Here is a 19,202-nt window from a genome sequence, read left to right as displayed (position 1 = left end):
GTCGGGCGGCCACCGATTTTCTATGGGTGTTCCTGTGGCAACAGCCAGGCGAGGAGGCCTGGTTGCCACTGCTGACGCGGGCTTGGACGTCGCGAACAGGTGGGTCTGTCGGCCGTAGTCGGGGCGAAGCGGCGCAAATCAAAGCAGTCACCCGATGCCCTGTCGTCGAAAGCGCCAAGAAACCGTTTGGCCGTACAAACCACAGGCTGCTCTCATGAATCCCCTGTTCCGGTAGGACTGCCTGCGGGGCAGCCACGTGTCCAAAAGGGGACTCAGTGAGCAGTGTCGGAAGATCCCGTCTGGCCGCCGCGACCGCGGTGGTGACCGTGCTGACGGGCGGTCTCGCCGCGGTGGCCACCTCGTCGGCGTCGGCGGCGACCTGCACGACGAACACCTACACCCGGCAGGTCTTCGCGAACACCGCCTTCTCGGGTGCGGCGAAGCGCACGGACTGCGACACGGCGGTCAGCGAGAACTGGGGCACCAACGCGCCCGGCGTCTCCGGCGTAGGCAAGGACAACTTCGGCGTCCGCTGGACCGTGACCCGTGACCCGTGACTTCGGCTCCGGCGGGCCCTTCGCGTTCACCGCGTCCGGGCAGGACGGCATCCGCGTCTACCTCGACGGCGTACGCAAGATCGACCTGTGGAAGAACGGCACCGCCACCGTCTCCAAGACCGTCGCCCTCACCATCCCCCGCGGCACCCACGTCCTCCGCGTCGACTACGTCAACTGGACCGGCTCCGCCGCCGTCAAGTTCGCCTACACGCCCGGCACTTCGGGCCCGGACGACGTCGCCCCGCTCGCGCCCGCGGGGACGAAGGCGGCGTACGACAAACGCGCCGGCTCCACCACCGTCACCTGGGCGCTCAACAAGGAGATGGATCTCGCCGCCTATCCGTATCAGGTGTACCGACAGGTCGCGGACGGTGGCTGGATCTCCATGGGGCCGACCAACAAGACCACGTGGACCGACCCCGACGTGACATCCGACGGCAGGCGACGCCAGTACGTCGTCCAGGCCACCGACCGCGCGGGGAACGTGTCCGAGCGGACCCCCGTCCTGACGGTCACCCCGCCCGACACCGTCGTTCCGACGGCACCCGTCCTCGCCGTGGCCCACAAGTCGGGGACGGCCAGCTCCCTCGACATCAGCTGGGACCAGCCCAGCGAGCGCACCCAGAACGAGCTGCGCACCGGCGGCACCCTCAAGCTCTACCGCTCCACCGGCGACAGCCTCGGCGACAACCCCGACCTCCTCGCGACGGTGACGGCGGCCTCACCGTCGATCGAGACCTTCACGGACGCACTGCCGGCGTTCGACGGCACGACCTACACCTACGCCGCCGTGGTCACCGATGCCGCCGGCAACGTGTCCCCGATGTCGGAGCCGGTCACGGTGACCCCCGACAGCGTTCCCCCGCCCGCGCTCACCGGCCTGACCGCGACCCCGCGGGCGGACGGCATCGTGCTGAGCTGGGGCGCCCCCGCCGAGAGCGGCCTGCACTACGTCGCCGCCCGCGTCGTCCAGCGGCCCGACGGCAGCATCCACTACGACACCACCGGGTGCAGCGACGCCGGGTCGACGTTCCCTGACAGGGACATACCGGACGAGCTGCTGTGCGCAGGTCCCCTGGACGGCGAGACGGTGACCTTCTTCGTCGCGGCGCTCGACCGCTGGGACAACCACATCCCCTGGGCCGACGCCTCCACGGCCACCGTCACCGAGCCCGACAACAGGCCCGACGACGCCCGCGGCACGGACACCGGCCCGCTCACCATCGCCAACCCCGACACCGTGGGCACTCTCGGATACGTCCAGTGGACCTGCGACGAAGAGACCCTCTGCGGCACCATCTCCGAGTACCAGCTGGACAAGTGGAACGCGTCCACCCACACCTACGAACGAGTCAGCACGGTCGCGAGCTCCAAGGGCCCCCTCTTCAAGGCCTACGTGCCGCGGGTCCACGGCGACACGACGTACTTCCGGATCACCGGAGTCCTCGCCGACGGCACAACCGCAGCCGTGACGCACGGCGCCGGATCCTACGGCGCCACACTGTGAGGCTCAGGCGCCGTCCCTACTGCTGAGAGCTACACGTTCTCGCGTCCGCCCGCCGCCTACTTCTCCGTTCGGCGGAGTTGCCTTCTGCACTTCGTCGCTCTGGGCTGGGCGCGGGATTCAGCTCCCGGTGCTCATGGAGTCGGGCACGTTCGCCGTGGATCCTGAGCCCTGGGGGCCGCCGTGGCGGGTGTGGAAGGACATCGATCCGGACGAGGCGGCAGCACGCGGCATCTACGCGCCGGTCCACGCCCTGTCCGACGGCGCCCCCGGCGCGACAGTCATCTCACCCGGAGACGCCCGAGGCACTCTGCTGGTCACTGAGCGGGGCGGCGGCTACTCCTGCGGCCTCGACGGGGCGGACGGCCCCAACATGGCCTGTGAGTCGTGTGGCCTGGCCGTGGCGAGCCGGATCGACTACTGCTCGCTCTGGCAGGCGGTGTGACTTGCCCCGAACGCCGTGCGCAGTCTCCTCGTCGACGCGGACGACGCACCGCTCCCATGGGGGGAGCCGGCGGCGAAGGGGAAAGGCACGCCCCCGTTCGAGCCGATCACCAGGTGGGGATCCCAGGCGTGGTCGAACCACTGGTGGTCGTGGAGCCCGCAGTGGGAGGCGGCAGCCGGACGGGCCCCTGCCCACTGCTGGTGGCTTCGGAAGGCCGGCCCGTGACCGTCCCGGACGGCCTGGTCAACGAGGTTTTCCAACGAGCTCTCGACGCCCTGTTGCCCGAGGGCCTGCCGGCGCGGCGCTCCGTCCTCGCCGGACCGGGGCTGCCCGTCCCTGACGCGGACGCCGACATACTCCTCGTGCCGGACCACCCGCAGACGGGGAAGACCTGGACCCACGCCGGCCCGGCATACGCGGTACCGCTGCCGTACGGGGTCTGGTTGTGACTGGCCTCTCCCGAGCCGCACCTGCCCACCCCCGCGTCGGGCGGCATGCCCCACGGCGTCCTCCGCGACAACCCGCCCACTCCGCGCCCCGGTTACCTGTTCCGGGCCGATTCGGGAGCCTTCCGTCACACGCTGGTCCGGCTGCCGGCCGGCAGCAGCCCGTGGCTGCGCGAGATCCTTGAGAACCTCACGTTCTCGTCCGGGCAAGCAATCAATCATCCGTGGGAGTTGGCGTAAGACCCGTCGGACATGACCCTCCCGAGTTCGTCTCGAACGGGGTACTTAGCTTGACCCCCGTCCCGCCGATCCCGCAGTACCCCGCCGGATTCTTCGCCAGGTACTGCTGGTGGTATCCCTCGGCCGGATAGAACACCCGCCCCTCCGCCGGCAGTATCTCCGTGGTGATCGTCCTGAAGCCGGAGCGCGTGAGGACCTGTTGGTAGGCCGTGCGGGAGGCTTCCGCGGCGGCCGACTGCGCGGGGGTGTGGGGGTGGATCGCGGAGCGGTACTGCGTACCCACGTCGTTGCCCTGGCGGAAGCCCTGCGTCGGGTTGTGGGACTCCCAGAACGTCTTCAGCAGCCGCTCGTACGAGATCAGCGCCGGGTCGTAGACCACACGGACCGCCTCCGTGTGGCCGGTCAGGCCCGAGCAGACCTCCTCGTAGTGCGGGTTCTCCGTGTAGCCGCCCTGATAGCCGACCAACGTCGTCCACACCCCCACCGGGAGCTGCCAGAACTTGCGCTCGGCACCCCAGAAGCAGCCCAGCCCGAAGTCGGCGATCTCCAGGTGCTCGGGGTAGGGACCGAGCAACGGCGTACCGAGCACGATGTGGCGGTCGGGGACCGCGAACAACCGCTCCGGCCTGCCCTGCAGAGCCTGCTCGGGGGTCGGCAGCTGGGGTGTACGGCTGTGCAGGAACATGCGCTCTCCCAACAGGCCCCGGGGTGAGCCCGAGTCCGAAGTGTGAACGGGCGGGGCGCAATGAGAATTCCGGCCCCGCGGCGGCCGCTGCCCGACCTCGCTGTTCCTGCGGCCCCCGCCGTCAGTGCGGCAAGCTCGCCGGACTCCCGCCGTTCGCCTCGTACCCCGCCACCGCCAGTGCCCGGTACACCGCGAACTCCGCCGCCGGGTCGGGGGACAGCGTCCAGGGGAGGGCTCCGACATGGCCGTCGATGTGTATGAGCTGGTTCATCGCCTCGGACCAGCGCTCGGCGCGGACCAGGAAGAAGACCAGCAGATGGCGGACGTGCGCCAGCATCGGGTCGTCGGGACGGGCCGCGTGCACGGCGAACAGCGCGCCGTGGATCGCCTTCTCCACGACCTCGCTCTGGTAGAAGCTGCTGACCAGGTTCACCTCGGGGAGGTGCTCGAAGACCGCGAAGAGCGGCATCGCGGCGAGGAGGGAGCCCTGGGGTGCACGGGCCGCGGCCGCCTCCGCGAACGAGTTCGCCAGCTCGCGCGAGCCGTGCCACTTCTCGCACCAGTAGTGCAGGGCCGCCAGATGCGCCCCCATGTGGGCCGGCGCGCGGTCGAGGATCTTCAGCCACAGCTGCTCGAACTCCGGCTGCGGATACGTCAGTCCACGGGCCACCGACAACTCGACGATGTACGGGACCGGGTCACCGGGGGAGAGCAGCGCGGCCTGACCGCAGGCGTCCTTCGCCTCCTCCATGATGATCCGGAACTCGTCCGTGCCCCGCGTCGACGTACGCCACGCCTGCTGCACCAGGAACTCCGCGTGCACGGCCGCGCCGCCCGCGTCCTTCGGGTGCTCGGCCCGCCACACCCGCAGCCACTGCCCGCCCGGCGTCTCGCTGACCCCGCCGGGCCGCTGCTGCAGCTCCAGCGAGGCGGCGCCCGCGAAGGCCTGCACCCGCTGCCAGCGCAGCTCGCCCGTGATCTCGGTGCCGGCCAGCAACTGCATCGCCGCGCGGTAGTCCTGCGTGCGCTGCACCAGGTCGAGGACGTCCAGCAGGTCCTGGTCGGGGCCGGGCATGCGGATGTCCAGCTCCTCCTCGCGCACGAAGCCGTAGGTCGCCGGGTCCGCGGCGTCCGGGTGGCCCGGCGAGACCTGCTCGATCATCCCGCGCCTGCGCCGCAGGAACGGGAGCAGCACGAAGCCCATCATGAGCAGCGCCATCAGGACCCAGAGAATCTCCATGCCTCAAGCGAACCAGACGGGTCCGACAATTGGCCAACCCGGCCCATCACCCTGTGGAAAACCCACGTCGCTCCGCCGAGGGCGTCCGGATCGTCGTTCACTCCGCGAGCGCACTACGCTCGGCCCCATGAGCGACAGGCACATCAGTCAGCACTTCGAGACCCTCGCGATCCACGCGGGCAACACCGCCGATCCCCTCACCGGCGCGGTGGTCCCGCCGATCTACCAGGTCTCGACCTACAAGCAGGACGGCGTCGGCGGTCTGCGCGGCGGCTACGAGTACAGCCGTAGCGCCAACCCCACCAGGACCGCCCTGGAAGAGAACCTCGCCGCCCTGGAGGGCGGTCGCCGAGGTCTCGCGTTCGCGTCCGGACTGGCGGCCGAGGACTGCCTGTTGCGTACGCTGCTCAGCCCCGGCGACCACGTCGTCATCCCGAACGACGCGTACGGCGGCACGTTCCGCCTCTTCGCGAAGGTCGTCTCCCGGTGGGGCGTCGAGTGGTCGGTCGCCGACACCAGCGACCCGGCGTCGGTACGGGCCGCCATCACCCCGAAGACCAAGGTCGTCTGGGTGGAGACCCCCTCCAACCCGCTGCTCGGCATCACCGACATCGCCGTCGTGGCGCAGATCGCCCGGGACGCGGGGGCGCGGCTCGTCGTCGACAACACCTTCGCCACGCCGTACCTCCAGCAGCCGCTCGCCCTCGGGGCGGACGTCGTCGTGCACTCCCTGACCAAGTACATGGGCGGCCACTCGGACGTGGTCGGCGGTGCGCTGATCGCGGCCGACGAGGCCCTCGGCGAGGAACTGGCGTACCACCAGAACGCGATGGGCGCGGTCGCCGGGCCCTTCGACTCCTGGCTGGTGCTGCGCGGCGCCAAGACGCTGTCGGTCCGCATGGACCGGCACAGCGAGAACGCCACCAAGGTCGCCGACATGCTCACCCGGCACGCGCGCGTGACGCGCGTCCTCTACCCGGGCCTCCCGGAGCACCCCGGTCACGAGGTCGCCGCCAAGCAGATGCGGGCCTTCGGCGGCATGGTCTCCTTCCAGGTCGAGGGCGGCGAGGAGGCGGCCGTCGAGGTCTGCAACCGCGCCAAGGTGTTCACGCTCGGCGAGTCCCTGGGCGGCGTCGAGTCGCTGATCGAGCACCCGGGGCGCATGACGCACGCGTCCGTCGCCGGTTCGGCCCTGGAGGTCCCCGGCGACCTCGTCCGCCTCTCCGTGGGCATCGAGAACGTGCAGGACCTCCTGGAGGACCTGCAGCAGGCGCTCGGCTAGGGCCGCTCTCACCAGTTCGACAGCGGTGGAGTCGTCTCCGACGGCGGCTCCACCCAGGGATGGACCATCAGCGCCCACACGGTGAACGCCACCACCGCCGCGCACATCAGCATCCACATCAGCCGCCGGGCGGCCCGGCGGCGGCGCAGCATCCGGCCGCCGCGGCGCAGCACGTCCGCGTACAGCTCCGGCGGCACCTGCGGCGGAGTCCGCTCCATGATCCGCCGTACGGCCGCCTCCCGCTCGGGCCTGTTCACGCGCGCGTACCCCCGTTCGGCGACCTCATGACGGCGCCACCTTGGCCCCCGCCACCTTCGGCACCGGGGGCCGCGGCGGATGCAGCAGCCTCGCCGTCGCCCGCTCGCAGATCGTCCGGACCCGTTCCGTGGGCAGCCCGAGCAGCGCTGCGGCCTGTTCCTCGGCGACTCCCTCGTACAACCTGAGGACGACGATCAGCCGCTCCTGGGGCGCGAGGGCGCCCAGTGGGCTGTCGGGGTGCGGGCGGGCCCGGCCGAGGCCGCCGTACTGGTGCCAGGCCGCGCGGGCGAAGCGGCTGGCCAGGTACTGCCGGGCCCGGTCGTACGGGTCCTCGCCGCGCAGCCGGTCCCAGCTCGCGTACGTGTGGGCCAGCGACAGCGTCAGCAGGCGTCGCGCGCGCGGGTTGTCGTCCGTGGCCTCCGCGGTGAGCAGTGTGGCGGCATGCAGCAGCCGCCCTGCCGCGCCCGCGACGAACGCCTCGAACTCCCGGGCCCGGCGGGCGCCCTGGGACACCTGCCGATCGCGCACCATGACCTCCCCCTGATGGCCCCGGTCTCATCTGAGGCCAGGGCCGTCCTGAGGTCAAGACCTCGGTACGAAGGGGCGGGAGTCGGGCACCACGCGCATGTGCCCGACGCGCCGAGGGATCAGGAAGCGGTCGACGGCTCGTTGCCCGGCATCGCCATCCGCGCGGAGAGGGCGCTGTTGAAGCGTGTGAGGAGCGTGCAGAACGCCTCGCGCTCCTCCGGCGCCCAGTCGTGTGTCAACTCGGCCATCAACTGACGCCTGGACGAACGGACTTCCTCCAGTCGCGACTGCCCGCGCGGGGACAGCTGCAGCACCACCGCGCGGCCGTCCTCGGGGTGCGAGGTCCGCTTGACGAGCCCGGTGTCGACGAGCGGCGCCACCTGCCGGGTGACCGTCGAGGAGTCGATCCCCATGCTCGCGGCGAGCGCCTTGACGCCCATCGGGCCTTCCTTGTCGAGGCGGTTGAGCAGCAGATACGCGGCGCGGTCCATGGAGTTGCGCACCTGTCCGACTCCGCCGAGCCGGGTCTGTTCGGCACGGCGCGCGAAGACCGCCACTTCGTGCTGCAGCGTGTCGAGGAGACCGGGTTCACCGACGGTCGTCATGTCCATCGACATTTCAGGTGTTGTGGGCATGGCCGGGGGCTCGCTTCATGAAGGGGGTGCTGGGTTGGGGGACAGGGTACGCGGATGGAAGGCGGCCCGTACCGGCGCTGCGCAAACCAGTCTCGGAGCTTGGTCACAGCCGTGGCGCGCGCCTGTGAACTGCGATGCTTGAGTCATGAGCTACAGCACGGCTGACTCCTTGCGACCCGTCACCCTCGACGATGTGCGCGGCGCCCAGAAGATGCTCACGGGCGTGGCGCGGGTGACCGCGATGGAGGGCAGCAGGCACCTGACCCAGCTCGTCGGCTCACCGGTGCACTTCAAGTGCGAGAACCTCCAGCGCACGGGCTCCTTCAAACTGCGCGGCGCCTACGTCCGTATCGCCGGACTGCTCCCCGAGGAGCGCGCCGCCGGTGTCGTCGCCGCGAGCGCCGGCAACCACGCCCAGGGCGTCGCCCTCGCCTCCGCACTCCTCGGCGTGCGCTCCACGGTCTTCATGCCCAAGGGCGCACCCCTGCCGAAGATCAGCGCCACCAAGGAGTACGGCGCCGAGGTGCGCCTGCACGGCCATGTGGTCGACGAGACGCTGGCCGCCGCGCAGGAGTACGCCCAGGAGACGGGCGCGGTGTTCATCCACCCCTTCGACCACCCGGACATCATCGCGGGCCAGGGCACGGTCGGCCTGGAGATCCTCGACCAGTGCCCCGAGGTGCGCACGATCGTCGTCGGGATCGGCGGCGGCGGACTCGCGGCGGGTGTCGCGGTCGCGGTGAAGGCGCTGCGGCCCGACGTGCGGATCGTGGGCGTGCAGGCGGCGGGCGCCGCAGCGTTTCCGCCCTCGCTGGCGGCCGGACGCCCGGTGTCGATCAAGCACCCCGCGACGATGGCCGACGGCATCAAGGTCGGCAGGCCCGGCGACGTGCCGTTCGGGATCGTCGCCGATCTGGTGGACGAGGTCCGCACGGTCACCGAGAACGAGCTGTCCACCGCGCTGCTGCTGTGCCTGGAACGGGCCAAGCTGGTCGTCGAACCGGCCGGCGCCAGCCCGGTCGCCGCGCTGCTGAGCGATCCGCGAGCCTTCGAGGGACCGGTCGTCGCACTGCTGTCCGGCGGGAACGTGGACCCGCTGCTGCTCCAGCGCATCCTGCGCCACGGCATGTCCGCGCAGGGCCGGTACCTGGCCGTGACGCTGCGGTTGACGGACCGGCCGGGGGCGCTCGCGACGCTTCTCGGGGTGTTGTCAGTGGTCGACGCTAACGTCCTCGATGTGAGCCACGTCCGGACCGACCCACGGCTCGGGCTCACCGAGGTGGAGGTCGAGCTGCACCTGGAGACGAAGGGGCCGGTGCACTGCGCCGAGGTCGGCCAGGCCCTGCGCGACGCGGGCTACACGGTCATCGACTGAGGTCGGAGCCCGTTCGTCACCTGTTCCGTCACTCGTTCGAGAAAATCCGTTGAGAGACGCGATACATCGCGTTATGGTGTGTCTCGTGTCGCCGTTCCTGTGAAAAACGGGAGGCGGAGCACCATGCGCAAACCTAGGCTTTTCGAAGATTCCCCGACGACGTGGAGACTGATATGCCAGGCGCCATCTATGCCGAAGGCCTGGTGAAAACCTTCGGCGATGTGAAAGCTCTGGACGGCGTCGACCTCGATGTCCCCGAGGGCACCGTGCTGGGCCTGCTCGGGCCCAACGGCGCGGGCAAGACGACCGCCGTCCGCTGTCTGACCACTCTCCTGCGACCCGACAGCGGCAAGCTGACCGTGGCCGGCCTCGACGTGCTCAAGCAACCCAACGAGGTGCGGCGTTCCATCGGTCTCTCCGGCCAGTTCGCCGCGGTCGACGAGTACCTGACCGGCAGGGAGAACCTGCAGATGGTCGGCCAGCTCTACCAGATGAAGGCCAGGGCCGCGAAGGCCCGGGCCGACGAACTGCTCGACCAGTTCAACCTCGCGGACGCCGCCGACCGTACGGCGAAGACCTACTCCGGAGGCATGCGCCGCCGGCTCGACCTCGCGGCGGCCCTGGTCGTCTCCCCGCCCGTGATGTTCATGGACGAGCCGACCACCGGCCTCGACCCGCGCAACCGCCAGATGCTGTGGGAGGTCATCAAACAGCTCGTCTCCGGCGGTACGACACTGCTGTTGACCACGCAGTACCTCGAAGAGGCCGACCATCTCGCGCACGACATCGCGGTCGTCGACCACGGCAAGGTCATCGCCCGCGGCACCTCCGACCAGCTCAAGGCCCGCACCGGTGGCGAGCGCGTGGAGGTCGTCGTGCACGAGCGCGACCACATCGAGATCGCCTCGGAGGTGTTGCGCGGCTTCGGCAAGGGCGACACCACCGTCGAGGAGCACACCCGCAAGCTCACCGTGCCCGTCACCGGCGGCGCGAAGCTCCTCGCCGAGGTCATCCGCGATCTCGACACCCGCGGCATCGAGATCGACGACATCGGCCTGCGCCGCCCCACCCTCGACGACGTGTTCCTCTCCCTCACGGGCCACCTGGCCGAGGAGAAGACCGAGGAAAACGGCGCGGACACCACCCCGGACACCAAGGACCGCAAGCAGAAGAAGGAGGCCGCGAAGTGAGTGCCGTCACCGACGCCGTGCCGGTCGCGGCACCGAGCAGCGCGCTGGGCCAGTCCGTGCACGACTCCCTGGTCGTCGCCAAACGCAACTTGATCCGCATGAGCCGGATTCCCGAGATGGTGATCTTCGGGCTGATCCAGCCCATCATGTTCGTGGTGCTGTTCACCTACGTCTTCGGCGGTTCCATGCAGATCGGCGGCAGCACCAGCGCCACCGACTACAAGAACTTCCTGATGGCGGGCATCTTCGCGCAGACCGTCACGTTCGCCACCGCCAGCTCCGGCGCCGGTATCGCCGACGACATGCACAAGGGCCTCATCGACCGCTTCCGCTCGCTGCCCATGGCGCGCGGCGCGGTGCTGACCGGGCGGACGCTCGCGGACCTCGTACAGACCGCGCTGACCCTGCTGGTCCTCGCGATAGTCGCCCTGCTGGTCGGCTGGCGGGTCGGCTCGGACGGGGGCACCAACGCCGGCAAGGTTCTCGGCGCCTTCGGCCTGCTGCTCCTGCTCGGGTACGCGTTCACCTGGATCGGCGCCCTGATCGGGCTCAGCGTCCGCACGCCCGAGGCGGCCACGTCCGGCGGACTGATCTGGCTCTTCCCGGTGACGTTCATCTCGAACGCGTTCGTCGACACGGGCAACATGACCCCGTGGCTGCGGCACATCGCCGAGTGGAACCCGTTCAGCGCCACCGTGCAGGCCTGCCGGGTGCTCTTCGCCAACCCGGGACAGTCGCCCTCGGACGCCTGGCCCATGGTGCACCCGGTGTGGGCCTCACTGATCTACTCGCTCCTGATCATCCTCATATTCCGGACGCTGGCGGTGCGGAAGTACCGCTCGGCGACGGCCTGAGGGGACGCGGGACACCGAATCCCCGGGGCATGGCGAAACCCCCGGCGCCGCGAGGCGGCCGGGGGCTCGTCGAAGGCGAAGCCTCGGAAACCCGTGGCTCGGGTCCCGCAGGTCACATCCCGCAGGTCAGCCGTTGTACGGCTCGGCCTTGAGGATCGTCACCGAAGCCTTCTTGCCGTTGGGCAGCTCGTACTGCGCGTCCTGGCCGACCTTGTGGCCGAGCACGCCGGAGCCCAGCGGGGACTGCGGCGAGTAGGTCTCGATGTCGGCGCTCGCGTACTCGCGCGAGGCGAGCAGGAAGGTCATCGTGTCGTCCTTGTCGCCGTCGAAGGCGATCGTGACGACCATGCCGGGCGCGACCGCACCGTCCGCCGACGCCGGAGCCTCCCCGACCTTGGCCTTCTCCAAGAGCTGGACCAGCTGGCGGATGCGGAGCTCCTGCTTGCCCTGCTCCTCCTTGGCCGCGTGGTACCCGCCGTTCTCGCGCAGGTCGCCCTCCTCGCGCGCGGCCGCGATCTTCGCGGTGACTTCCTCGCGCGCGGGACCAGACAGGTACGCCAGCTCTTCCTTGAGCTTGGTGTACGCCTCCTGCGTAAGCCAGGTGACGTCTTCGCTGGTCTGGGTCACAGGTGCTCCTCGTAGGTACTGGGAATACAAAGCATCGCCCTACCCAGAAGAATGTTCCTTCATGGAAGGGCGAAACCACGAGCCTAACAATTCAACGGCGTCAGGGGGAGGACATAAGGCATCAGAAATACGTCAACGCAGGTCAAGGCCTACGCAACGAGGGTGATGTCAGTCGGTGTGGCAGCCCAGCAGCTCGGCCGTGGTGCCCCTGGCCGTCGTACGCAGGGTGACGACCTTGTCGATGCGGGTCGCGGAGCCGCCGAAGTGGAAGTCGGCGCGGCCCACCTCGGACTGGTCGGCGGCCTGCGAGCGCAGGGTGCAGTAGCCGCTGGTGCCCGAGTCCTTGTGGACCTCCAGATGCACCTTGACCTCGTTGTCCGAGGCCTGGAAAGTGATCACTTCGGCGCTGATCTTGGCCTCGACGACATAGTGGTACGCGAAGTAGCCGACGAGGGCGACGAGGACCGCCGCGAGGACGGCGCCGGCGATCCTGAGCTTGTCGTCGGCACGCTCGTCCGACGAGTTGCCGTAGCGGCCCTCGGGCAGTCGCGTACTCGCCGTACTCATGATCGTCCTCCCGGCAAGGGGCTCAAGGGGCCTCCCGAAACCGGCCCCCGGAATTATTCGCCCCTCGATTCGGTCACTATAGAAGCCGCCGATCGCACCCCAGGACACCGGGGCGCCGACTTACTGAGGATTGAGTCTTGACTGACCAGCTGCGACTGATGGCCGTTCACGCGCACCCCGACGACGAGTCGAGCAAGGGCGCGGCCACCATGGCGAAGTACGTGTCCGAGGGGGTGGACGTGCTGGTCGTGACCTGCACGGGCGGGGAGCGCGGCTCCATCCTCAACCCCAAGCTCCAGGGCGACAAGTACGTCGAGGAGCACATCCACGAGGTACGCAAGAAGGAGATGGACGAGGCCCGCGACATCCTCGGCATCAAGCAGGAGTGGCTCGGCTTCGTCGACTCGGGGCTGCCCGAGGGCGACCCGCTGCCGCCGCTGCCCGAGGGCTGCTTCGCGCTGGAGGACGTCGACCACGCGGCCGGCGAGCTGGTGAAGCAGATCCGCTCCTTCCGTCCGCAGGTGATCACCACCTACGACGAGAACGGCGGGTACCCGCACCCCGACCACATCATGACCCACAAGATCTCGATGGTGGCGTTCGAGGGCGCGACCGACACCGAGAAGTACCCGGAGTCGGAGTACGGCCCGGCGTACCGGCCGCAGAAGCTGTACTACAACCAGGGCTTCAACCGGCAGCGCACCGAGGCCCTGCACAAGGCGCTCCTCGACCGGGGCCTGGAGTCGCCGTACGGGGACTGGCTCAAGCGCTGGGACGAGTCCGGGACGATGCGGGACCGCACGCTCACCACGCACATCCCGTGCGCCGAGTTCTTCGAGATCCGTGACAAGGCGCTGCTCGCGCACGCCACGCAGATCGACCCCGACGGCGGCTGGTTCCGGGTCCCGATGGAGATCCAGAAGGAGGTCTGGCCGACCGAGGAGTACGAGCTCGCGAAGTCTCTGGTCGATACCTCCCTCCCCGAGGACGACCTCTTCGCGGGCATCCGCGACAATGCCTGATATGAGCTCAAGCGCAGCCCTGGCAATGACGCACCTGGTCCCCCTCGCCGAGGTCGACGAGAACAAGGTCACCCCCGGCGTCCTCGGTTTCATCGTCTTCGCGGTGATGGCCCTGGCCGTATGGGGACTGATGAAGTCCATGAGCAAGCAGATGAACAAGGTCGACTTCAAGGAGGCCCCGGACCCGCAGGCGGAGTCCGAGGCCACCCCGGCCGCACCCAAGGCCAAGCAGGGCTGACCGGGCGGGCCCGCGCGGGGGTGCTCAGGGCCGGTCCGGCACCGCCACCCCCATCACCTCACGGGCGTGCCGGTTCGGCACCATGCCCAGCCGCCACGCCTGCCAGCCCGCCTCCAGGTTCACGCCCCGCTCCAGCAGCAGCTGGTACGCCTCCACGTAGTCGTCGAGTTTCTCGTCGCGGTAGGGGTGCCGGGTGCGGGCGAGCTGCGCCAGCTCCTCCTGCGCGACCGCCGTGCCGACCTCGACGCCGCCGGGGGCCGCGTACGGGAGAAGTGTGGAGCGCAGGAAGCGGGCCCAGTCCTCGCCGCGGTGGTCGCCGTACGAGGTGAACAGGCCGAGCGCCTCGTCGCACAGGGTCAGTGCCTGTGCGGTACGGGCGTTGCCCGCGTCGACCACCGCGAGTTCCAGGCAGGTCCACGCCTCGCCGTGGGCGACGCCGATGCGCTGGAAGTCGGCGCGGGCGTCGACGAGGAGCTGGCGGGCGAAGCCGGAGTTGCGCAGCGAACCCGTCTGGGCGGCGCGCTGGTCGCGGGTGACGCGGGCCGAGTGATGCCGGGCGCAGGCCAGGCCGTAGACGTCCCGCATGCGGGAGAACATGGTGCGGGAGCGTTCCAGTTCGCGTACCGCCAGGTCCAGGTTGCCGGTCTCCTCCAGGGCTTGGCCCAGGTAGTAGACCGTCCAGGCCTCGCCGCGGGCGTCCTCGTTGTCGCGGTGCCGGGAGGCCGCAGTGCGCAGGCCGTCCACCGCCGGGGACGGATCGCCGGCGATCAGCCGGGCCCGGGCCAGCTGGGTCAGCGCCCAGGCCTCGCCGCGGGCGTCGCGGGTACGGCCGTAGAGGCCGAGGGCGGTGGTCAGTTCGGACTCGGCGCGGGGGATGTCGCCCATGCGCAGGCCGAGTTGACCGAGCTGGAAGTGGGCCCAGGCCTCGCCGTGCACGGACTCGCCCGCGCGGTGCAGGACCAGGGACTCGGTCAACAGCCGCATGGCTTCCGGGAGTCGGGCGCGGTCGCGCTCGACGGCGGCCAGGGCGTGCATGGTCCAGGCGCGGTCCGTGGCCAGTTGGGGCGGGGCTTGCAGGTCGAGGGCCTCGCGGAGTTTCGCCGCCGCCTCGGTGAGGTTGCCCTGGTGGTGGAGGGTGATGCCGAGGGAGCACAGGGCGCGGGCGGCGCCGGCGTCGTGGTGGGCCTCCATGTAGAGGTCGACGACGGAGGTGAGGGTGGTGCGCGCCTTGTCGAGTTCGCCGAGCTGCCGGGCCGCGATACCCGTGCGCCACTGCACGGACCGCACCAGTAGCCCCTGGTCGACGGCCTGCGCCAACTCGCTGATCTCGCCCAGCCGGTAGAGGTCGCCGCGCAGCAGGCAGTAGTCGCACAGCGCGCCCAGCAGATTGAGTACGGCGCCCTGGTCGACGCCCTCCGCGTGCCGCAGCGTCGAGGTGATGAAGCTGGACTCGTCGTCCAGCCAGCGCAGCGCCTCGTCGAGCGAGGTGAAGCCGTGCGGGCCGAAGCGGTCCGAGCGGGTCGACATGTTGCCGTCGACCAACCGCAGTACGGAGTCGGCGAGTTCGGCGTAGTTCACGATCAGCCGTTCCTGCGCGGCCGTACGTTCCGAGGACTCCTCCTCGTCCAGGAGGCGGGCCTGGGCGAAGGCGCGGACCAGGTCGTGGAGGCGGTAGCGGGTGCCGCGGACGTGGTCGATGAGGCCCGCGCGGGAGAGGGCGACCAGGTGGCGGGTGGCCTCCGTCTCGTCCGTGGCCAGCAGGGCGGCGGCCGCCGCGGCACCGAGCGAGGCACGGCCGGCGAGGGCCAGCCGGCGCAGCAGGGTGCGGGCCGGGTCGGACTGGTCGGTGTAGCGCAGCCACAGCGCCCGCTCGACGGGCTCGACCGGGCCGTACGCGCCGAGGTCCGTGGCCAGTTGGCGGGGCGAGCGTGGGCCGAGGGAGGAGCCCGCGATCCGCAGCGCCAGCGGCAGTCCGCCGCACAACTCCCTGATCCGGTCCTCGGATTCGGCGTCGTAGGGCCCCGAACCGTCCTGCGCCGCGGCTCCCAACAGCTCTTCCGCGCCCGCCGAGTCGAGCGCGTCCACCGGCAACTGGTGGACCCAGGCGGCCAGTTCGGCCGGCAGGTCGAGAGGCTTGCGGGTGGTCACCACGACCAGGCTGTCGGACCGCTCGGGGACCAGGGTGGCCACCTGCCCGGGATCGGAGGCGTCGTCCAGGACGATCGTCACCGGGAGCCCGGTCAGATGCTGGTGGTACAACTCGCCCAGCCGCTTGACCTGTTGGTCGGGGGAGGACCGCTCACGGAACAGGAGCTGTTCGCGGGGCGCGCCGAGCCGGTTCAGCAGATGCAGCAGGGCGTCGCGGGTGGGCAGCGGGGACTCGCCCGGGCTGTCGCCGCGCAGGTCCACCACGCACGCGCCGCGGAACTGGTCGCGCAGATCGTGCGCGGCACGCACCGCGAGGGTGGTGCGGCCGGAACCCGGGGCGCCGTGCAGCACGACCACGGTCGGCCGGGTCTCCGTACTCGCGCGGGCCGCCTGCACCAGCTGCCGGATCCGCGCCAGCTCCGCCCGCCGTCCGGCGAACGCGCCCACCGCGTCCGGGAGTTGACCGAACGACTGCTCCAGCACACTCCGTCTGCGGGCCGCCGCGCTCTTGTCCGTACCGCGCAACTGCGGCCCCGGCTTCTTCGTCGGCCCGGTGGAGGCGGCGAGCACCCGCTGCTGGTCCAGGAAAGGCCGGATGCCCCGCACCTCCAGCGCGGTCAGCCACTGCAACCTCAACTGCTCAGGCCCGCCGGGCTGGTTCGCCGCACCGGCGCGGTGATGCGCGGCCGGCAGATGCGAGGCGGTCACCTTCACGACGGTCGCCGCCGCACCGACGACACCGACGGTCACCCCCGCGCCCAGCGCGGCACCGGTGCCGGTACCGAGGGCCAGGTCGGCCACGATCGCCGCGACGGCGCCAACACCCGCCACCAGCAAGGGAGTTCCACCACCCTCCCTGGCGTACCGCTGCCCGAAGGTGAGCTGCCCGGCCGCCGCCTCGTCGAGCGCGCCCGTATAGGCCGCGTACTCCTCGGCCGCCGTCTCCGCCATGGCGTCCAGCGCGGCCCGCGACCGCGCCAGCAGCACCGGCCCCTCGACGCGCCCGCCGGAGCGCCGCACCTCCTCCTCCACGGCCCGAGCCAACAGCCGCTCGGCATCGCTCCGATGGCTGTCCCGCATGTCGCGCCCCCTCCGACGGCAACTCCCTGGCCTATGAGTGTCCTTCGGGGGAGCCGAGAGCGCGAGAGGGCGACGATCACCCGTTCGCTGCGCGGAAGCGGCAGGCCGTCCTACGACCTCCGTCGCCCGTCGGGCACGATGGGTCCATGCCGAACCGACTGGCCCATGAGACGTCCCCGTACCTGCTTCAGCACGCCGACAACCCCGTCGACTGGTGGCCCTGGTCGGAAGCGGCATTCGACGAGGCCAGGAGGGCGAACAAACCGGTCCTGCTGAGTGTCGGATACAGCAGCTGCCACTGGTGTCACGTGATGGCGCACGAGTCCTTCGAGGACGACCCCACCGCCGACTACCTCAACGAGCACTTCGTCAGCATCAAGGTCGACCGGGAAGAGCGCCCGGACGTCGACGCCGTCTACATGGAGGCCGTGCAGGCGGCGACCGGGCAGGGCGGCTGGCCGATGACCGTGTTTCTCACCCCGGACGCCGAACCGTTCTACTTCGGCACCTACTTCCCGCCCGCGCCCCGCCACGGCATGCCCTCCTTCCGGCAGGTGCTCGAAGGGGTGCGCAGTGCATGGACCGACCGGCGGGACGAGGTCGCCGAGGTCGCCGGGAAGATCACGCGGGATCTGTCACAGCGGGAGATCGACTACGGCGGCACCGAGGCACCCGGCAAGGAGGAGCTGGCGCAGGCGCTGCTGGGGCTCACCCGTGAGTACGACCCGCAGCGCGGGGGATTCGGGGGTGCGCCGAAGTTCCCGCCGTCCATGGTCGTCGAGTTCCTGCTGCGGCATCACGCCCGCACCGGTTCCGAGGGCGCGCTGGAGATGGCGCAGGACACCTGTGAGCGGATGGCGCGCGGCGGTATCTACGACCAGCTCGGGGGCGGGTTCGCGCGGTACTCCGTCGACCGGGAGTGGGTGGTGCCGCACTTCGAGAAGATGCTCTACGACAACGCCCTGCTCTGCCGTGTCTACGCCCACCTGTGGCGCAGCACCGGCTCCGAACTCGCCCGTCGTGTCGCCGTGGAGACCGCCGACTTCATGGTGCGTGAACTCCGTACCAACGAGGGCGGGTTCGCCTCCGCGCTCGACGCCGACAGCGACGACGGGACCGGGACCGGCAAGCACGTCGAGGGTGCCTACTATGTCTGGACGCCCGAGCAGCTCGTCGAGGTGCTCGGCGAGGCGGATGCGGAGCTCGCCGCTCAGTACTTCGGTGTGACGGACGACGGCACCTTCGAGGAGGGGCAGTCCGTCCTCCAACTCCCGCAGAGCGAAGGGGTCTTCGACGCCGAGAGGATCGCGTCGGTCAAGAGCCGTCTCCTCGCGGCCCGTTCGCAGCGGCCCGCCCCCGGCCGTGACGACAAGGTGGTCGCCGCCTGGAACGGGCTCGCGATCGCCGCGCTCGCCGAGACCGGTGCCTACTTCGACCGGCCCGACCTGGTCGAGGCCGCCGTCTCCGCCGCCGATCTCCTCGTACGGCTGCATCTGGACGAGCACGCCAAGCTGGCCCGCACCAGCAAGGACGGTCAAGTCGGCACGAACGCGGGGGTGTTGGAGGACTACGCCGATGTCGCGGAGGGCTTCCTCGCGCTGGCGTCGGTCACGGGGGAGGGGGTGTGGCTGGAGTTCGCCGGGTTCCTGCTGGACCATGTGCTCGCCGGGTTCGTGGACGAGTCGGGGGCGCTCTACGACACCGCCGCCGACGCCGAGCGGCTCATCCGCCGGCCGCAGGATCCGACCGACAACGCCACCCCGTCCGGCTGGACCGCCGCGGCGGGCGCCCTGCTGAGCTACGCGGCCCAGACCGGCGCCGAGCCCCATCGCAGCGCCGCCGAACGGGCGTTGGGGGTCGTGAAGGCGCTCGGGCCGCGGGTGCCGCGGTTCATCGGGTGGGGGCTCGCCGTCGCCGAGGCGTATCTCGACGGGCCGCGCGAGGTCGCCGTCGTAGGACCTTCGCTCGGCGACGAAGCCGCAAAAGCCTTGCACCGTACGGCACTTCTGGGAACCGCGCCCGGTGCGGTGGTCGCCTTCGGGGTCGCGGAGAGTGAGGAGCTGCCGTTGCTCGCGGACCGGCCGCTGGTGGGTGGTGAACCGGCCGCGTATGTCTGCCGTAACTTCACCTGTGACGCGCCGACGACCGACCCCGAACAGTTGCGCACCGCGCTGAGCAGGTGAAACGGCAGAGTCGTAACCATCCCAAACGCGACCAGTGCGGGAAATGGTCATGTGTGGGACCCAATGTGAAGAAACATGCTCTTCACCGAAATCACCTG

General features: G+C 70.4%; 17 protein-coding genes and 1 pseudogene. 10 read left to right on the top strand and 8 right to left on the bottom strand.

Annotated elements, in window-relative coordinates; genetic code table 11:
* Positions 1-275 precede the first annotated feature (275 nt).
* From SSP08S_RS58420 to SSP08S_RS56670, 3 genes and pseudogenes are all read left to right on the top strand, one after another.
* The gene (locus SSP08S_RS58420) at positions 276-557 is read left to right on the top strand and encodes a hypothetical protein (protein WP_019072831.1); all 282 of its coding nucleotides are present in this window, start codon (positions 276-278) and stop codon (positions 555-557) included.
* Positions 547-2,064, top strand: coding sequence for a fibronectin type III domain-containing protein (locus SSP08S_RS58415; RefSeq protein WP_020684322.1), 1,518 nt, complete (start codon positions 547-549; stop codon positions 2,062-2,064). Before SSP08S_RS58420 ends, SSP08S_RS58415 begins: the two co-directional genes overlap by 11 nt.
* Positions 2,065-2,170: 106 nt before the next feature.
* A pseudogene (locus tag SSP08S_RS56670) lies at positions 2,171-3,192 on the top strand (hypothetical protein); the annotation flags it as partial.
* Here SSP08S_RS56670 and msrA read toward each other — a convergent pair.
* The gene (gene msrA, locus SSP08S_RS37710; protein ID WP_019072830.1) at positions 3,167-3,877 is read right to left on the bottom strand and encodes a peptide-methionine (S)-S-oxide reductase MsrA; all 711 of its coding nucleotides are present in this window, start codon (positions 3,875-3,877) and stop codon (positions 3,167-3,169) included. The pseudogene SSP08S_RS56670 and the gene msrA sit on opposite strands and share 26 nt — an antisense overlap.
* A gap of 121 nt (positions 3,878-3,998) precedes the next feature.
* Entirely contained in the window at positions 3,999-5,117 is a 1,119-nt protein-coding gene (locus SSP08S_RS37705) for a hypothetical protein (RefSeq protein WP_019072829.1), read from the bottom strand.
* 127 nt (positions 5,118-5,244) lie between these two features.
* Here SSP08S_RS37705 and SSP08S_RS37700 point away from each other — a divergent pair, with 127 nt between their 5' ends.
* Entirely contained in the window at positions 5,245-6,399 is a 1,155-nt protein-coding gene (locus SSP08S_RS37700) for a cystathionine gamma-synthase (RefSeq protein WP_019072828.1), read from the top strand.
* Positions 6,400-6,407: 8 nt separating this feature from the next.
* Here the strand turns inward: SSP08S_RS37700 and SSP08S_RS37695 are convergent, their stop codons facing one another.
* From SSP08S_RS37695 to SSP08S_RS37685, 3 genes are all read right to left on the bottom strand, one after another.
* Positions 6,408-6,656 carry a hypothetical protein gene (locus SSP08S_RS37695; RefSeq protein WP_019072827.1) on the bottom strand — a complete coding sequence of 83 codons (249 nt, stop codon included), beginning with the start codon at positions 6,654-6,656 and terminating at the stop codon, positions 6,408-6,410.
* Between the two features lie 25 nt (positions 6,657-6,681).
* Positions 6,682-7,185 (bottom strand): sigma factor-like helix-turn-helix DNA-binding protein, encoded by a 504-nt coding sequence (locus SSP08S_RS37690; protein WP_026179173.1) that lies wholly within the window; start codon positions 7,183-7,185, stop codon positions 6,682-6,684.
* A gap of 119 nt (positions 7,186-7,304) precedes the next feature.
* Positions 7,305-7,802, bottom strand: a complete 498-nt coding sequence (locus SSP08S_RS37685; protein ID WP_019072825.1) for a MarR family winged helix-turn-helix transcriptional regulator — start codon at positions 7,800-7,802, stop codon at positions 7,305-7,307.
* Between the two features lie 163 nt (positions 7,803-7,965).
* Here SSP08S_RS37685 and ilvA point away from each other — a divergent pair, with 163 nt between their 5' ends.
* The 3 genes from ilvA to SSP08S_RS37670 all read left to right on the top strand — a co-directional run bounded on the left by ilvA (position 7,966) and on the right by SSP08S_RS37670 (position 11,239).
* A complete protein-coding gene (gene ilvA / locus SSP08S_RS37680) occupies positions 7,966-9,195 on the top strand; it encodes a threonine ammonia-lyase (RefSeq protein WP_019072824.1) in 1,230 nt (409 codons plus the stop codon).
* A 173-nt stretch (positions 9,196-9,368) separates the two neighbouring features.
* Positions 9,369-10,385 (top strand): daunorubicin resistance protein DrrA family ABC transporter ATP-binding protein, encoded by a 1,017-nt coding sequence (locus tag SSP08S_RS37675; RefSeq protein WP_019072823.1) that lies wholly within the window; start codon positions 9,369-9,371, stop codon positions 10,383-10,385.
* The gene (locus SSP08S_RS37670) at positions 10,382-11,239 is read left to right on the top strand and encodes an ABC transporter permease (protein WP_019072822.1); all 858 of its coding nucleotides are present in this window, start codon (positions 10,382-10,384) and stop codon (positions 11,237-11,239) included. The genes SSP08S_RS37675 and SSP08S_RS37670 overlap by 4 nt, the downstream gene beginning before the upstream one ends.
* A 126-nt stretch (positions 11,240-11,365) precedes the next feature.
* Here SSP08S_RS37670 and greA read toward each other — a convergent pair whose 3' ends face one another.
* Positions 11,366-11,866: a transcription elongation factor GreA gene (gene greA, locus SSP08S_RS37665; protein WP_019072821.1), complete on the bottom strand. Its 501-nt coding sequence runs from the start codon at positions 11,864-11,866 to the stop codon at positions 11,366-11,368.
* Between the two features lie 168 nt (positions 11,867-12,034).
* The gene (locus tag SSP08S_RS37660) at positions 12,035-12,433 is read right to left on the bottom strand and encodes a DUF4307 domain-containing protein (RefSeq protein ID WP_019072820.1); all 399 of its coding nucleotides are present in this window, start codon (positions 12,431-12,433) and stop codon (positions 12,035-12,037) included.
* Positions 12,434-12,591: 158 nt separating this feature from the next.
* On the opposite strand from SSP08S_RS37660, the gene mca reads away from it, so the two are divergent.
* Together mca and SSP08S_RS37650 are read left to right on the top strand one after the other, a co-directional pair.
* On the top strand, positions 12,592-13,455 hold the full coding sequence (gene mca / locus SSP08S_RS37655; protein WP_019072819.1) for a mycothiol conjugate amidase Mca: 864 nt from the start codon (positions 12,592-12,594) through the stop codon (positions 13,453-13,455).
* Positions 13,448-13,693 (top strand): hypothetical protein, encoded by a 246-nt coding sequence (locus SSP08S_RS37650; protein WP_174479431.1) that lies wholly within the window; start codon positions 13,448-13,450, stop codon positions 13,691-13,693. Before mca ends, SSP08S_RS37650 begins: the two co-directional genes overlap by 8 nt.
* A 24-nt stretch (positions 13,694-13,717) precedes the next feature.
* On the opposite strand, the gene SSP08S_RS37645 is transcribed toward SSP08S_RS37650, so the two are convergent.
* The gene (locus tag SSP08S_RS37645) at positions 13,718-16,921 is read right to left on the bottom strand and encodes a tetratricopeptide repeat protein (RefSeq protein ID WP_019072817.1); all 3,204 of its coding nucleotides are present in this window, start codon (positions 16,919-16,921) and stop codon (positions 13,718-13,720) included.
* Between the two features lie 146 nt (positions 16,922-17,067).
* Between SSP08S_RS37645 and SSP08S_RS37640 the strand changes: the two genes are divergently transcribed.
* Entirely contained in the window at positions 17,068-19,104 is a 2,037-nt protein-coding gene (locus tag SSP08S_RS37640) for a thioredoxin domain-containing protein (protein ID WP_019072816.1), read from the top strand.
* Positions 19,105-19,202: the final 98 nt, after the last annotated feature.

Source organism: Streptomyces hokutonensis (genome assembly GCF_000376565.1).
GTDB lineage: Bacteria > Actinomycetota > Actinomycetes > Streptomycetales > Streptomycetaceae > Streptomyces > Streptomyces hokutonensis.
Note: the sequence above shows the minus strand (reverse complement) of the source record. Positions and strands in the feature narration are given on the sequence as shown.